The organism is Microbispora hainanensis (assembly GCF_036186745.1).
Taxonomy (GTDB): domain Bacteria; phylum Actinomycetota; class Actinomycetes; order Streptosporangiales; family Streptosporangiaceae; genus Microbispora.
In genome coordinates this window covers 765,492-780,814 of sequence record NZ_CP108086.1, presented here as the reverse complement: position 1 = coordinate 780,814, position 15,323 = coordinate 765,492, and the positions used below count along the sequence as shown (strand labels likewise).

14 protein-coding genes are annotated in these 15,323 nt (G+C 70.1%); 8 read left to right on the top strand and 6 right to left on the bottom strand.

Going from position 1 to position 15,323, the window contains the following annotated elements; all coding sequences use genetic code 11:
* Positions 1-659 precede the first annotated feature (659 nt).
* Both OHB01_RS03515 and OHB01_RS03510 read left to right on the top strand, forming a co-directional pair.
* Positions 660-1,133 (top strand): MarR family winged helix-turn-helix transcriptional regulator, encoded by a 474-nt coding sequence (locus OHB01_RS03515; protein ID WP_205831275.1) that lies wholly within the window; start codon positions 660-662, stop codon positions 1,131-1,133.
* 110 nt (positions 1,134-1,243) lie between these two features.
* The gene (locus tag OHB01_RS03510) at positions 1,244-2,152 is read left to right on the top strand and encodes an SDR family oxidoreductase (protein WP_328854920.1); all 909 of its coding nucleotides are present in this window, start codon (positions 1,244-1,246) and stop codon (positions 2,150-2,152) included.
* Positions 2,153-2,180: 28 nt separating this feature from the next.
* Here OHB01_RS03510 and OHB01_RS03505 read toward each other — a convergent pair whose 3' ends face one another.
* Together OHB01_RS03505 and OHB01_RS03500 are read right to left on the bottom strand one after the other, a co-directional pair.
* The gene (locus OHB01_RS03505; RefSeq protein WP_142652675.1) at positions 2,181-4,586 is read right to left on the bottom strand and encodes a glycoside hydrolase family 65 protein; all 2,406 of its coding nucleotides are present in this window, start codon (positions 4,584-4,586) and stop codon (positions 2,181-2,183) included.
* Complete coding sequence (locus OHB01_RS03500) at positions 4,583-5,326, bottom strand: beta-phosphoglucomutase family hydrolase (RefSeq protein ID WP_142652676.1); 744 nt, start codon at positions 5,324-5,326, stop codon at positions 4,583-4,585. The genes OHB01_RS03505 and OHB01_RS03500 overlap by 4 nt, the downstream gene beginning before the upstream one ends.
* 157 nt (positions 5,327-5,483) lie before the next feature.
* Here OHB01_RS03500 and OHB01_RS03495 point away from each other — a divergent pair, with 157 nt between their 5' ends.
* The 6 genes from OHB01_RS03495 to OHB01_RS03470 all read left to right on the top strand — a co-directional run bounded on the left by OHB01_RS03495 (position 5,484) and on the right by OHB01_RS03470 (position 12,775).
* The gene (locus tag OHB01_RS03495) at positions 5,484-6,686 is read left to right on the top strand and encodes an ROK family transcriptional regulator (RefSeq protein WP_221890037.1); all 1,203 of its coding nucleotides are present in this window, start codon (positions 5,484-5,486) and stop codon (positions 6,684-6,686) included.
* A 19-nt stretch (positions 6,687-6,705) separates the two neighbouring features.
* On the top strand, positions 6,706-8,352 hold the full coding sequence (locus OHB01_RS03490) for a sugar ABC transporter ATP-binding protein (protein ID WP_328709248.1): 1,647 nt from the start codon (positions 6,706-6,708) through the stop codon (positions 8,350-8,352).
* Positions 8,345-9,352 (top strand): ABC transporter permease, encoded by a 1,008-nt coding sequence (locus OHB01_RS03485; protein ID WP_328709249.1) that lies wholly within the window; start codon positions 8,345-8,347, stop codon positions 9,350-9,352. Before OHB01_RS03490 ends, OHB01_RS03485 begins: the two co-directional genes overlap by 8 nt.
* A 143-nt stretch (positions 9,353-9,495) precedes the next feature.
* Positions 9,496-10,551, top strand: coding sequence for an ABC transporter substrate-binding protein (locus OHB01_RS03480; RefSeq protein WP_328854919.1), 1,056 nt, complete (start codon positions 9,496-9,498; stop codon positions 10,549-10,551).
* Between the two features lie 15 nt (positions 10,552-10,566).
* Positions 10,567-11,733: a Gfo/Idh/MocA family oxidoreductase gene (locus OHB01_RS03475; protein WP_328854918.1), complete on the top strand. Its 1,167-nt coding sequence runs from the start codon at positions 10,567-10,569 to the stop codon at positions 11,731-11,733.
* A 31-nt stretch (positions 11,734-11,764) separates the two neighbouring features.
* Entirely contained in the window at positions 11,765-12,775 is a 1,011-nt protein-coding gene (locus tag OHB01_RS03470) for a sugar phosphate isomerase/epimerase family protein (protein WP_328709252.1), read from the top strand.
* A 98-nt stretch (positions 12,776-12,873) separates the two neighbouring features.
* Here OHB01_RS03470 and OHB01_RS03465 read toward each other — a convergent pair whose 3' ends face one another.
* From OHB01_RS03465 to OHB01_RS03450, 4 genes are all read right to left on the bottom strand, one after another.
* Positions 12,874-13,368 carry an MSMEG_6728 family protein gene (locus OHB01_RS03465; protein WP_147942991.1) on the bottom strand — a complete coding sequence of 165 codons (495 nt, stop codon included), beginning with the start codon at positions 13,366-13,368 and terminating at the stop codon, positions 12,874-12,876.
* Positions 13,369-13,441: 73 nt separating this feature from the next.
* Positions 13,442-14,527, bottom strand: coding sequence for an alcohol dehydrogenase catalytic domain-containing protein (locus tag OHB01_RS03460; protein ID WP_142646297.1), 1,086 nt, complete (start codon positions 14,525-14,527; stop codon positions 13,442-13,444).
* A 49-nt stretch (positions 14,528-14,576) separates the two neighbouring features.
* Positions 14,577-14,771 carry a ferredoxin gene (locus OHB01_RS03455; protein ID WP_142646295.1) on the bottom strand — a complete coding sequence of 65 codons (195 nt, stop codon included), beginning with the start codon at positions 14,769-14,771 and terminating at the stop codon, positions 14,577-14,579.
* Between the two features lie 70 nt (positions 14,772-14,841).
* Complete coding sequence (locus OHB01_RS03450) at positions 14,842-15,321, bottom strand: pyridoxamine 5'-phosphate oxidase family protein (RefSeq protein WP_142646293.1); 480 nt, start codon at positions 15,319-15,321, stop codon at positions 14,842-14,844.
* Positions 15,322-15,323: the final 2 nt, after the last annotated feature.

Genomic DNA, 15,323 nt, shown 5'->3' with positions numbered 1-15,323 from the left:
CATCCGCGCCGTCGTTGGTTGCGCTGTCGGTATCGGTGCCTGGAACGTCCGCGCTCGGGTCGTCCACGCTCTCGACAACAGATGCGTCGGCGCGCTGCCGGAGCCCGAAGTTGATGATCGGGAAGGGCTCGCGGGCGGACGAGCCGTCGGACGACCACAGTGGGGAATTGGCGATCAGACGGTCCCACCACTCACCGTCGGCATCGTTCGAATGACGAAGGCGCTCAGGATCGATGTCGAACAGATCCATCACACCTTCCTCACTTGATTCGAACTGATGTATGGATTCTCTCACACTCTGTGAGCGAGTGGCAACCGTGCGAAGTGAAGGGTTGGAGCCTCAGGTCGACCGAAAAAACAGGGGGTGCTGCACGTCAAAGGGGGTGGGCAAAAGCAGCGAAGGGTTGGCCGAAGAGCAGCGAGGGGGCTGCCTGGAATCGCCCCGCATCCGGCTGTGAGTATCCGGGCGGTGAGCATCAGGGCTGTGAGTATCCGGGCGGTGAGTAGGTGAGCATCGGGGCGGTGAGTACGGCGAGCGTCCGGAGTGCGAGCACCTGGGCCGCGAGTATCCGATCGCCGAGCACCGTGAGAAGGGCGGATACTCAGGTAAGCCCGACATCAGGGAGGGCTCGACAGCGAGGAAGGACGGTTAGGCCGCCTTGACCACACGGCGACGCCAGACCACGTTGCGCCGTCTCCACGGGGCCATCATCGATCTGATCGTGCTGATGAACCTGCCCAGCCGCGATGACGAGCTGCTGGCCGAAGCCGGCGTCTCCCTCGACCGCGCGCTGTTCCCGCTCCTCGTGGGCATCGAGCGATTCGGGCCGATCGGCGTGGTCGAGCTGGCCGAGCGCGCCGGACGCGACTACACCACGATCAGCCGCCAGGTCGCGAAACTCGCCTCTCTCGGGCTGGTAGAACGACGCCCCAGCCCCGCCGACGCGCGGGTGAAGGAGGCCATCATCACCGCCGAGGGCCGCCGCGTCACCGACGCTCTCGACGCCGCCCGCCAGCGCCTGGCCGGTCCCGTTCTCGCGCAGTGGAGCGACCGGGACCTCATGGAGCTCGAACGCCTCATGCGCCGCTACGTCGACGACATGTCCGCCGCGAAGGCCATAAAGGGCGACTGACGGGCCGCCGATCTCCGTCCCCTCACGGAACTCTTGTAGCACGGGCCGCCACCGCCGCCGGAGGTTAAAGTGCTACCAGAACCTTGTTCTCTTTATCGAAGGGTGGCGCCATGTCGGCTGCTGAGGGGTCCGAGCTGAGGTTCGACGGAAGGGTCGCGATCGTCACCGGGGCCGGGCACGGGCTCGGCAGGTCGCATGCGCTGCTGCTCGGCAGCCGCGGGGCGAAGGTCGTCGTCAACGACCTCGGTGGCGCACTCGACGGCACCGGCGCGTCCTCGGGACCCGCGGCGGAGGTAGCCGAACTCATCGTGAAGAACGGCGGGGAGGCGGTGGCCAGCACCGACAACGTCGCCACTCCGGAGGGCGCGGAGGCGATCGTGCGGACGGCGCTCGACGCGTTCGGCCGCGTCGACATCCTCGTCAACAACGCCGGCATCCTGCGCGACCGGTCGTTCGGGAAGATGACGGTCGAGGAGTTCGACGCCGTGATCGCCGTGCACGTGCGCGGCTCGTTCCTGGTCAGCCGCGCGGCGTTCCCGCACATGAAGGAGCAGGCGTACGGACGGATCGTGAACACCTCCTCGCCCGCCGGGCTGTTCGGCAACTTCGGCCAGGCCAACTATTCGACGGCCAAGATGGGCCTGGTGGGCCTCACGAAGACCCTCGGCATCGAGGGTGCGCGGGCGAACATCAGGGCCAACGCGATCGCCCCCGTCGCGTGGACGCGGATGACCGAGACGCTGCTGCCCGCGGAGTTCGAGAGCAAGTTCACCCCCGAGCGGGTCAGCCCGCTCGTGGCCTACCTGGCCCACGAGAGCTGCGCGACCACCGGCGAGGTGTTCTCGGTCGGCGCCGGGCGGATCGCCCGGGTGTTCGTGGCGGAGGGGCCGGGCTGGCGGACCGACGACCTCACCGTCGAGGCGATCCGCGACAACTGGGAGGCCGTCATGGCCGAGCAGCCCTATCTTCCGACGAAGCTGGGCGAGCAGGCCGGCGCCTCCCTGCAGGCCATGCTCTGATCTCCTTTCGTCGTCCCCGGCCGGGAGGTCAGACCTCCTCGGCCGGCTGCTCGGCCGGGACGACGAGACCGCGGGACAGGTCCCCGGGCCGCCGGGGTGTCGGCTCGCGGCCCGGCGGCTGCCTGACCGGCAGGTCCGGGAAGGGCGGCGGCGCGTTGCGCCGGGCCTGCGGCTGCGCGCCGATCGTGAGCTCCTCGCCGTGGTGCGACACCGTGAGCGGCGAGCCGTGCAGGAGCCGGTACGTCGTGCCGTCCGGGGCGACGTCGACCCGCGCCAGGCGGCCCCGGTAACGGACGCGGAAGGTGAGCCGGGTGATGCCCTGCGGCAGGCGGGGCGCGAAGCAGAGCCGGCCGTCGTGCGCCCGCATGCCGCCGAACCCGTTCACCAGCGCGATCCACGCCCCGGCGAGCGAGGCCATGTGGACGCCGTCGCGGGTGTTGTGCTCCAGGTCGCGCAGGTCCATCAGCGCGGCCTCGCCCAGGTAGGCGTACGCGAGGTCGAGCTGCCCCACCTCGGCGGCGAGCACGGCCTGGGTGCAGGCCGACAGCGAGGAGTCGCGCACGGTCAGCGCCTCGTAGTAGGCGAAGTTGCGCGCCTTCTGCTCGGGCGTGAACGCCTCGCCGCACAGGTGCATGGCCAGCACGAGATCGGCCTGCTTGACGACCTGCTTGCGATAGAGGTCGAAGTAGGGGAAGTGGAGCAGCAGCGGATACTGCTCGGGCGTGGTGTTCGCGAAGTCCCACACCGCGTGCCCGGTGAACCCCTCGCTCTGCTCGTGCACCCCCAGCCGCTCGTCGTATGGCAGGAAGATGGCGGCGGCGCAGTCGCGCCACATCGCCGCCTCCTCCAGCGTGACCCCGAGCAGCTCGGCCCGGTCGAGATGGCGTACGGCCGTCTCGGCGGCGGCCCGCAGGTTGCGCTGGGCCATGAGGTTGGTGAAGACGTTGTTGTCGGCGACGGCGCTGTACTCGTCCGGGCCGGTCACGCCGTCGATGCGGTAGCGGCCGTCGGCGTCGTGGTGGCCGAGCGCGCACCACAGCCGGGCGGTCGCGACGAGCAGCGGCAGGCCGACGTCCCGCTCGAATCCGGTGTCCTCGGTCGCGTCGACATACCGCGTGACCGCGGCGGCGATGTCGGCGTTGACGTGGAAGGCCGCCGTGCCGGCGGGCCAGTAGCCGGAGCACTCCTCGCCGTTGATCGTCCGCCAGGGGAAGGCGGCGCCGCGCAGTCCGAGCTGCTCGGCGCGGGCCTGGGCGAGCGGGAGGATCGACTCCCGCCACATGAGGGCGTCGGCGGCGGCCCGGGGATAGGTGTAGGTCATCACCGGAAGCACGAAGCTCTCGGTGTCCCAGAACGCGTGACCGTCGTACCCCGAGCCGGTCAGCCCCTTGCCCGCGATGGGCCGCCGCTCCAGCCGCGCGCCCGCCTGGAGCAGGTGGAACAGCCCGAAGCGTACGGCCTGCTGCACCTCGGCGTCGCCCTCGACCTCGACGTCCGCGCCCGCCCAGAAGTCGTCGAGGAAGGCGCGCTGCTCGGCGCACAGGCCGTCCCATCCGGTGAGCCTGGCGGCGGCCAGCGCCGCCACGACCTGGTCGTGCATCGCGGGCCTGGACCGCTTGGCCGACCAGCCGTAGGCGAAGAACTTGTCGAGCCGCAGCCGTTCGCCCGGCGCGAGCCGGGTGGCGATCGTGACCCGGCTGACGTTGCCGCCGCCGTCGCACTCGACCCGGGTGCCGTCCGGGCCCTCGATCTCGTGCCGCATCCCCGCCGCGACCCGCAGCCGGCTGGCCCTGGTGGAGTGGACCATGACGCACACGTTGTTGCGCGCGGCGACGTTCTCCTCCAGCACCAGCGGCGCCTCCAGCGCGGCGGCGGCGCGGGGATCGGCGGTCGGCGGCGGCACGGTCTCGTTGGCCACCAGCTCCGACTGGACGACCACGTTGAGCGGCTGGTCCACCGGCTCCACCTCGTAGCGGATCGCGGCCACCGCCCGGTGGGTGAACGACACGAGCCGGGTCGAGGTGACGCGCACCCGCGCCCCGGTCGGCGAGCTCCAGCAGGCCTTCCGGATGAGCGTGCCCGCCCGCATGTCGAGGACCCGCTCGTGTGAGTGCAGCGTGCCATAGCGGACGTCGAACGGCTCGTCGTCCACGAGCAGCCGGATCAGCTTGCCGTTGGTGACGTTGACGACCGTCTGCCCGGACTCGGGGTAGCCGTAGCCCGCCTCGGCGTACGGCAGCGGGCGCAGCTCGTAGAAGGAGTTGAGGTAGGTGCCCGGCAGGCCGAAAGGCTCGCCCTCGTCGAGGTTGCCGCGCAACCCGATGTGCCCGTTGGACAGCGCGAACACCGACTCGGTCTGGGCGAGCACGTCGGTGTGCAGGTGGCACTCGCGCACCGACCACGGCTCGACGATGAAGGCGGGATGCTTGATCATTTCTCGTCCAGCAGTTCGGAGAGATCCGACACCACGATGTCGGCGCCGTTGTCGCGCAGGGCCTGCGCCTGATCCCCGCGGTCCACGCCGACCACGAGGGCGAAGCCGCCCGCGCGCCCGGCGGCGACCCCCGCCAGCGCGTCCTCGAACACCGCGCACTCGGCCGGTGTGAGCCCGAGCGCCTCGGCGGCGGCGAGGAACATGTCGGGGGCGGGCTTGCCCGCGAGCCCGCGCTCCTTGGCCACCTCGCCGTCGATCCGCGCGTCGAACATGTCGTCGATCCCGGCCGCGGCGAGCACGCGCCGCGTGTTGGCGCTGCTGGAGACGACCGCGCGGCGCAGCCCGGCGTCGCGTACGGCGCGCAGGTAGCGCACCGAGCCTTCGAAGACCTCCACGCCCTGCCGATCGAGGATCGCCTGGACCAGCTCGTTCTTGCGGTTGCTCAGGCCGTTGACGGTGGGCATGCCCGGCGGGTCGTCCGGCCTGCCCTCGGGCAGGTCGATGCCCCTGGACAGCAGGAACTCCCGGGTGCCGTCCAGGCGCTTCCTGCCGTCGACGTACCGCTCGTAGTCGCCGGTCGCGTCGAAGGGCACGAACGGCGTGCCGGTGGCGGCCGCTCGATCGCGCAGGTATTCGTCGAACATCTCCTTCCACGCCGCGGCGTGGATCAGGGCCGTACGCGTGAGCACCCCGTCCATGTCGAACAGGCAGCCGCGCACTTCGTCAGGCAACCCCAGCATGCGCCCTCCAACCGTTCTCCTGACTCTCCTACCCCGTCAGACGCTCCTAACTTTTGTTGATTCCAGCGAAAGATTGCATCGGATCGATAAAAGGTCTTCCCTGATCAGGGGGAAAGGAGGTACGTTTCCAGCCAATCACCGGGACGCGGAGGCGTACGTGAAGAGGACGACCATCAGGCCGGAGAACGTCCATCAGGCCGCGCTCCTGCGGTTGCTGAGGGAGGGCGGGCGCTCCCGCGCCGAACTCGGCGACGTGGTGGACCTGTCACGGTCGAAGCTCAACGTGGAACTGGACCGGCTGATCGAGCTGGGGCTCGCCGAGCCCGACGGACTGGCCGCCTCACGCGGGGGCAGGCGCTCGGGACGCGTACGGCTGGCCCGTGACATCCGGTTCGCCGGGCTCGACATCGGCGCCACCTCGATCGACGTGGCGGTCACCGACGGCGAGCTCAACGTGCTCGGTCACCTGAGCGAGCCCTGCGACATCAAAGAGGGGCCCGCCGCCGTGCTCGACCGGGCCATCGAACTGCTCGGCAAGCTGAGCAGGGACGGGCTGTTCAGCGAGCTCAGCGGTGCCGGCGTCGGCGTCCCGGGGCCGGTGAGCTTCGCCGAGGGCGTTCCGGTGGTGCCGCCGATCATGCCGGGCTGGGACCGCTACCCGGTCAGGGAGACGGTCGGTCAGGCACTCGGCTGCCCCACGGTGGTCGACAACGACGTCAACATCATGGCGCTCGGAGAGCTGCACGCCGGTCTCGCGCGGCACGTCGAGGACTTCCTGCTCGTCAAGATCGGCACCGGCATCGGCTGCGGCATCGTGGTGGACGGGAAGATCTACCGCGGGGTGTCCGGCAGCGCCGGCGACATCGGCCACATCCGGGTGGACGATCTCGGGCCGGTCTGCTCCTGCGGCAACTCCGGGTGCCTTGAGGCGTACTTCGGCGGCGCCGCGCTGGCGCGCGAGGCGGTCGTGGTGGCCCGCTCGGGCGGCTCGCCCTACCTGGCCGAACGGCTCGCGGTCGCGGGCGCGCTGACGGCCGAGGACGTCGCCGCCGCCGCGGCGCAGGGCGACGCCGACGCGATCGGGCTGATCCGCGACGGCGGACGCCGGGTGGGCCAGGTGCTGGCGAGCCTCGTCAGCTTCTTCAACCCCGGCCTCGTGATCATCGCGGGGGGCGTGGCCAAGCTCGGCCACGTGCTGCTCGCGGAGATCAGGAGCGTCGTCTACCGCAGGTCGCTGCCGCTCGCCACCGGAAACCTGCCGATCGTGCTGTCCGAGCTCGGCGACACCGCGGGTGTCGTCGGCGCCACCCGCCTCATCAGCGATCACGTCTACTCCGACCACGTCTACTCCGCCAACTGATCATCGTTGGGAGATCCCCATGGCCGACGAACACCCCCTGCTCCAGATGAGGGGGATCGTCAAGCAGTTTCCCGGCGTACGTGCGCTGGATGGTGTGGACCTGGAGGTCAGGGCTGGTGAGGTGCACTGCCTGCTCGGGCAGAACGGGGCCGGGAAGTCCACGCTGATCAAGATCTTGTCGGGTGCGCATGCGCCGGATGAGGGGGAGGTGCTGCTGGACGGCTCGCCCGTGCGGCTGGCGCCGCCGACCGCGGCGATGGGGCATGGCATCGCGACGATCTATCAGGAGCTCGACCTGGTGGACGGGTTGAGCGTGTCGGAGAACATCTTCTTGGGTCATGAGCCGGCGCGGCTGGGGTTTTCGCGGCGGGGTGAGGCCGATCGGGCGGCGGCGCAGTTGCTGGGCCGGTTGGGGCATGGGGAGATCCGGCCGCGGACCGAGGTGGGCCGGTTGTCGCCGGCGCACAAGCAGATCGTGAGCATGGCGCGGGCGTTGTCGCATTCGGCCCGGTTGATCATCATGGACGAGCCGTCGGCGGCGTTGGCCCATGACGAGGTGGCCAATCTGTTCCGGGTGATCCGTGATCTCACCTCGCAGGGGGTGGCGGTGATCTACATCTCCCATCGTTTGGAGGAGATCCGGGAGATCGGGGATCGGGTCACGGTGTTGAAGGACGGGCGGACGGTCGCGGTGGGGTTGTCGGCCAAGGACACTCCGACCGGGCAGATCGTGGCGTTGATGACGGGCCGGAATGTGGAGTATGTGTTCCCGCCGCGGCCGGGCCGGGATGTCCATGAGGGGCGGCCGGAGGTGCTGCGGGTGGAGGGGCTGACGCTGCCGGGCCGGTTCGCGGATGTGTCGTTCAGTGTGCGGGCGGGGGAGATCGTCGGGCTGGCGGGGCTGGTCGGGTCGGGTCGTAGTGAGATCGTCGAGGCGATCTACGGGGCGCGGCGGGCGAGCGGCCGGGTGGTGCTGGATGGCCGGGTGGTGCGTGGGGGCAGCACGACGCGGGCGGTGCGGATGGGGATGGGCCTGGCGCCGGAGGAGCGTAAGGCGCAGGCGTTGCTGCTGGATCATCCGGTGGCGCAGAACATCACGCTGGCGAGTTTGAGCCGGTACACCAGGCCGCGGTGGCTGGGGTGGCTGGATCGGCGGGCGGAGCTGGCCGAGGCGACGCGGTTGGCGCAGGCGCTGGATATTCGTCCGCCGGATCCGCGGCGTCCGGTGCGGACGTTGTCGGGGGGCAACCAGCAGAAGGCGGTGCTGGGGCGGTGGCTGGCCGAGGACCGCAAGTTGTTGTTGCTGGACGAGCCGACGCGTGGGGTGGATGTCGGGGCGCGGGCGGAGTTGTACGCGTTGGTGCGCCGGCTGGCCGATGACGGCATCGGGGTGGTGCTGGTGTCCAGTGAGGTGCCCGAGGTGCTGGGGCTGGCCGATCGGGTGCTGGTGGTGCGTGAGGGCCGGATCGTGCACGAGGCCCCGGCCGAGGACCTGGACGAACACCGCGTGCTCGACCTCGTGATGGTCTCCACCGAACGAACCACCGCGCAAACCACCGAACAAACGACCGGGCGAACCACCGCGCAGGCCGCCGAACAGACCACCGGTTCTGAAGCCGGGTCTGGTGTTGCAATTCCCCCCTCTGAAGGAGCGTTCGATGATTGAGGTCGATCAGGCCGCGCAGGCCGGTCCGCCCGTGGCGGCGGGTCCGGGCGGGCGGTTCGGCCGGCTGGGCGAGGTCCGGCACCTGGGGCTGGTCGCGGCGTTGGTGCTGCTGGCGATCGTGGGTCTGGTGACCAGGCCGGAGAACTTCGCCACCTCGTCCAACCTGGTGAGCATTCTGGCGCTGGCCTCGACGATCGGTGTGATCACGGTCGGGATGACGTTCGTGATCATCGGGGGTGGCATCGACCTGTCGGTCGGGGCGTTGATGGCGCTGGCCTCGGTGTGGGCGACGACGCTGGCCACGCAGTCCTACGGGCCGATCGTGATGATCGTGTGCGCGGTGCTGGTCGGCACCGGCGCGGGACTGTTGAACGGCATTTTGATCGCCTATGGGCGGATGGTGCCGTTCATCGCGACGCTGGCGATGATGGTGGCCGGGCGTGGCCTGGCGCAGCGGATGTCGAACCAGCGCACGCAGCTGGTGCAGCCGGACAACTCGCTGATCGTGGACCTGTCGACCACGCGGCTGCTCGGGCTGCCGTTGCTGGTGTACGTGTTCGCGCTGGTGGTGCTGATCGGCTGGGTGGTGCTGAACCGTACGACGTTCGGCCGGCGCACCTATGCGGTGGGCGGCAACCCCGAGGCGGCGCGGCTGGCCGGTATCGACGTGCGCAAGCACACGCTGATGTTGTACGCGCTGTCGGGTCTGTGCTGCGGGATCGCCGCGGTGCTGATCATGGCGCGGACCACGACGGGGTCGTCCACGCATGGTGATCTGTACGAGCTGGACGCGATCGCGGCGGTGATCATCGGTGGGACGCTGCTGAGCGGCGGCCGGGGCACGATCATCGGGTCGATCCTGGGTCTGCTGATCTTCACGGTGATCACCAACCTGTTCATCCTCAACGGTCTCAACACCGCCGACCAGCTCGTCGCCAAGGGCGCGATCATCGTCATCGCCGTGCTCCTGCAGCGACGCGGCCTCAGAACACACACCTGACCCAGAACCCCCGCTTTCCCTGCCCGACCAGTCCAGGTCCGCCGCCGTACGGCCGCGGTCCCGGCCCCCTGCACCCTTTTCCTCGCTTTCCTGTTTCCTCGCTTTCCTGCTATTTCACCCCCCCCACTGCAAGGGAGAACGACATGACACAGAACCCCGGCCGCCGGGGCTTCCTCCTCGGCGGAGCCGTCCTCGGCGCCGGTGCCCTGGTCGCGGCCTGCACGAGCAACGAGCCCGCCGCGCAGGCGAGCGCACCGGCCGCGGCCCCCGCGGCCGGGGGCGCCAACGACGCCCCCGGTGAGAAGGTCGTCATCGGTTTCTCGGCTCCGGCCGCCGACCACGGCTGGATCGCCGCCATCGCCAAGAACGCGACGGACGCGGCCGCGCAGTTCTCCGATGTGGAGTTCAAGGCGGTCGAGCCGACCAACGACATCAACCAGCAGATCTCGGCGGTGGAGTCGCTGATCCAGGCCAAGGTCGACGCGCTGGTGATCCTGCCCAACGACGGTGAGCAGCTCAACCAGGTCGCCCGGCAGGCGATGGACGCGGGCATCCCGGTGATCAACCTGGACCGGGTCTTCCCCGACAAGCTGTCGTACCGGACCTGGCTGGGCGGCGACAACTACGGCATGGGCGTGGCGGCGGGCCACTTCATCGGCAAGACGCTCAAGGACAAGGGCGTGTCCGACCCGGTGATCCTGGAGATCCAGGGCATCGCGACGCTGCCGCTGACCCAGGACCGCAGCAAGGGCTTCGCCGACGCGCTGAAGACCTACGGGTTCTCGGTGACCGCGCAGCAGGACGCGAAGTTCACGGTGGAGTCGGGCACGCAGGTGGCCAGCAACCTGCTGCAGGCGCACAAGAAGATCGACGCGATCTGGAACCACGACGACGACCAGGGCATCGGTGTGCTCGCCGCGATCAAGGAGGCCGGTCGCGACGAGTTCTTCATGGTCGGCGGCGCCGGCTCGGCCAACGCGATGCGCGACATCCAGGCCGACAACGGCGTGCTGAAGGCCACGGTCACCTACAGCCCCACGATGGCCGGTTCGGCGATCAAGCTGGCGCGGCTGGTCGCGCAGGGCAAGGGCATGAGCGACCTGCTGGAGCAGGAGGTGCCGCAGTCGATCACACTGGCCTCGGCGACCATTACCAAGGAGAACGTGCAGAAGTATCTGCCGCTCGGCTTCGAATCCTGATTCGAGGGAGATCTAGTGACAGACAGCAGGCCGGCGCTCGGTGTCGGCATGGTGGGGTACGCGTTCATGGGACGCGTGCACTCGCAGGCGTGGCGGAGCGTCGCTTCGGTTTTCGACCTGCCGGTAAGGCCCGTCATGGCGGCCCTGTCCGGCAGGTCGCCCGACCGCACGGCCGAAGCGGCGGCCATGCTCGGCTGGGCGGCGGTGGAGACCGACTGGAAGCGGCTTCTCGAACGCGATGACGTGCAGATTGTGGACATCTGCACGCCGGGTGACAGCCACGCCGAGATCGCGATCGCGGCGCTGGCGGCGGGCAAGCACGTGCTGTGCGAGAAGCCGCTGGCCAACACCGTGGCCGAGGCCGAGGCGATGGCCGCGGCGGCGCGGGAGGCGGCGGCGCGCGGCGTGCGCAGCATGGTCGCCTTCAACTACCGCCGCGTGCCCGCGATCGCGCTGGCCCGGCGGTTCGTCGAGGAGGGCAGGCTCGGCGAGATCCGGCACGTGCGGGCGCAGTATCTGCAGGACTGGATCGTCGACCCGCAGTTCCCCCTGGTCTGGCGGCTGCAGAAGGACAAGGCGGGATCGGGCGCCCTCGGCGACATCGGCGCCCACATCATCGACACCGCGCAGTTCATCGTCGGCCGGTCGCTTACCGGGGTGAGCGCGCTCACCGAGACCTTCATCAAGGAGCGCCCGCTCGCCGAGGAGTCGGCCGGCCTGGCCGCCGAAGGCGGCAGTGAAATGGGCGAGGTGACGGTGGACGACGCGGCGCTGTTCATCGGCCGCTTCGAGGGCGGGGCACTGGGCTCCTTCGAGGCCACCCGCTTCGCCACCGGGCGCAAGAACGCGCTGCGCATCGAGGTCAACGGCTCGGCGGGCAGCCTGGCCTTCGACTTCGAGGCGATGAACGAGCTGTGGTTCTACCAGGCCGACGAGGGGGACGCCGGTTTCCGGCGGATCCTCGTCACCGAGCCGGACCACCCGTACGCCGGGGCGTGGTGGCCGCCGGGCCACGGCCTCGGTTACGAGCACACCTTCGTCCACGAGACGAAGGACTTCCTGGAGGCGATCGCCGCCGGCACCGACCCCACGCCGTCCTTCGAGGACGGGCTGCGGGTGCAGCGGGTGCTCGCCGCGGTCGAGGAGAGCGCCGCCGCCGGGTCGGGCTGGATCTCGGTGTGATTGTCCACAAGGTTGTGAGAGCGGGAGTGAGATGACGCGACCGATCACGTTGTTCACGGGGCAGTGGGCGGACCTGCCGTTCGAGGAGGTCTGCCGGCTGGCCTCGGAATGGGGCTACGACGGCCTGGAGATCGCCTGCTGGGGCGACCACTTCGAGGTCGACAAGGCCCTCGCCGACGACTCCTACGTCGAACGCAAGAAGGAGACCCTGGCCAAGTACAACCTCGGGGTGTGGACGATCTCCAACCACCTCCTCAGCCAGGCCGTCTGCGACCACCCCATCGACGAACGCCACAAGGGCATCCTGCCCGCCCGCATCTGGGGCGACGGCGAACCCGAAGGCGTACGGCAGCGCGCCGCCGAGGAACTCAAGGACACCGCCCGCGCGGCGGCCAAGCTCGGCGTCAAGACCGTCGTCGGCTTCACCGGCTCCTCCATCTGGCACACCCTGGCGATGTTCCCCCCGGTGCCGCCGTCCATGATCGAGGCCGGCTACCAGGACTTCGCCGACCGCTTCAACCCGATCCTGGACGTCTTCGACGAGGTGGGGGTGCGGTTCGCACACGAGGTGCACCCCAGCGAGATCGCCTACGACTACCACACCACGGTGCGGACGCTGGAGGCCATCGGGCACCGGCCGGCCTTCGGGCTGAACTGGGACCCCTCGCACATGGTGTGGCAGGGCCTGGACCCGGCGAACTTCATCCTCGACTTCGCCGACAAGATCTACCACGTCGACTGCAAGGACGCCCGGGTGGCCACCCGCGACGGCCGGCGCGGCCGTCTGGCCTCCCACCTGGCCTGGGCCGATCCCCGCCGCGGCTGGGACTTCGTGTCCACCGGCCGGGGCGACGTGCCGTGGGAGGAGTGCTTCCGGGCGCTCAACCACATCGGCTACGACGGCCCGATCTCCATCGAGTGGGAGGACGCGGGCATGGACCGGCTGCACGGCGCACCCGAGGCCCTCGCCTACATCCGCTCCCTCAACGCCATCACCCCGCCCGACGCCGCCTTCGACGCCGCCTTCTCCTCCGAGAGCTGATCTCTCTCCCCGGCTCTCGCGAGGCCCGGGCCGGGCGCACCCCCCAGGTGCCGCCCGGCCCTCCGGCATGCTGACGGCGTGCTACACAGTACGGCGTGCTACACGGTGCGGCGGGGTGGGAGGAGGGCGTTGACGCGGTCGGAGCCGGGCCAGACGTAGGGGAGGTCGTCGGGGTCGCCGGGGAACTTCGGGCCGTAGAACTCCGGGTCCTTGCGCAGCAGGGCCGAGCGGTGACTGAGGTGGAGGGCGGGGTCGCCGAGCCAGGGCGGCAGCTCGCCCGCCTCCGCGAGGGCCTCCTGGACGCGGGGCGTCTCGATGCCCCGGCAGCCGAGCAGCTCCCTGGTCATGGTCGCGGCGCAGGTGTCGGCGCGGCCCAGGTCGCACCAGGCCGCCACGATCTCCAGGCCGTAGCGGACCAGCGCCTCCTCGTATCCGGCCCACATGTGCGCCACCGGGTGGTGCCGCCAGCCGTACCCCGGAATGGTCAGCGTGCGCAGCACCTGCAGGGCCTCGACCCGCTGTTTGCCGAGGCGGAGCGGGTCGAGGACGCGGGCGGTGGCCGCGAAGCCCGGATAGGGCAGGAACGTCTGCATGTCGCCGCTCGGGTTACCCCGGCCCGCCGGAGATATCCCCCGCGCCGGGGAGATCTCCGGCGGGCCGGTGGCCTCAGTCGAACAGCACGATCTGCCGGAGCACCTCGCCGCCGCGCAGGGCGTCGACCGCGTCGTTCAGATCGCTGATCCTGATGCGAGAGCTGATCATACTGTCGAGATCGAGTTTGCCCGACTTGTAAAGGTTTACGAAGCGCGGGAAGTCCCTGCGGACGTCGGCGTCGCCGTACAGCGAGCTGAGGAGGTTCTTGCCCTCGAACAGCAGGTTGAAGGCGCTCAGCGGCACCATGTCGTCCATGGCGCCCGCGCCGACGACGATGACGTCGCCGCCGCGCCGCGTCGCCTGCCAGGCGGTCATGATGGCGGCCGACTTGCCGACCACCTCGAAGCCGTGGTCGAAGCCCTGGCCGCCGGTCAGCGTGCCGATGGCGTCCATGAGCTGGTCGGGGGTGCAGGCGTGGGTGGCGCCGACCTTCTTCGCGAGCGCGTGCTTGGACTCCAGCGGGTCGATCGCGAGGATCGTGGTCGCGCCGGAGATGCGGGCGCCCTGGATCACCGACAGGCCGACGCCGCCGCAGCCGACGACCGCGACGGTCGCGCCCGGGCGCACCTTCGCGGTGTTGAGCACCGCGCCGACGCCCGTCGTGATGCCGCAGCCGATCAGCGCCGCCGCCTCGTACGGCACGTCGGGGTCGACCTTGATCGCACCCTGCCACGGCACGATGATCTCCTCGGCCCAGGTGCCGCACCCGGCCATGCCGAACGCCGGGGTGTCGCCGCCGAACAGGAAGCGCGGCTCGGTGAAGCTCTTCATCATGTACGTCATGCAGAGATTCGGCTGACCGCCCACGCAGCTCGGGCAGTCGCCGCAGGCGGGCGTCCAGTTGATGATGACGTGGTCGCCCGGCTGCACGGTGGTCACGCCGTCGCCCACCTCGACGACCTCGCCCGCGCCCTCGTGACCGGGGATGATCGGGAGCGGCATGGGGAGCACGCCGTTGAGGACCGAGAGGTCGGAGTGGCAGACGCCGGTGGCCTTCACCCGCACCCGGACGTCACCCGGGCCCACCGGCGTCAGCGTGAAGTCGTCTCTGATGTCGAGCTTTTCGTCGCCGACCGCGTGGAGAAGCGCGCCGCGCATGGGGGACCTCCCGGTCTTTCAGGCTGGTCTTTCAGGGGGGCGCCGCGCGTCACTCGTCTTCGAGCGACAGCGCGGCCTTGGGGCAGGACCGGACCGCATGGCGGACCCGGTCGAGCAGTTCGGCGGGCGGCTCGGGCAGCAGCACGTGGAGGTCGTCCTCGTCGTCGACCTCGAAGACCTCGGGCGCCAGGCCCATGCAGACGGCGTTGGCCTCGCACACGTCGTAGTCGACCTTGATCTTCATGGCGCGTCCTCCTCCTGTGCGTCACATCGCGCTGGAGCTCACGTTAGGGCCTGTCCCGCGGATCTTGCGCCTATCGCGGTCGTCCGGAGCCCTCGCCGCCGAGCTTGCGGTGATCCCAGGAGACGACGCGGGCCGGCTCGACCAGATAGGCCACGCGCTTGCGCGCGGTGTGCTCGACGTAGGCCCGCGCCTCGGGGCCGTCGACGGGCACGCCGGTCATCCGCCGCGTGACGTCCAGGCCGACCTCCAGGACGGCCGCCGGGTCGTCGATCGGCCGCGCCTTGCCGTAGACGAGCACGCCGCGAAGCCGCGCGTACTCGTCCCCGGTCTCGATCAGGCAGCTCACGCGCGGGTCGCGCTCGATGTTGCGGGCCTTCTGCGACTTGGCGTACGTCCAGAACGTGACGCGGCCGTCGTCGAGTCCGTAGAACATCGTGACCAGGTGGGGCGTGCCGTCGGGGTTGATCGTGCCGAGCTGGAGTTTGCGGGCGTCCCGCAGGAGCTCCGCGACCTCTTCCTCGCTCATCGCGATGCGGGCGCGCTGGTTCACGA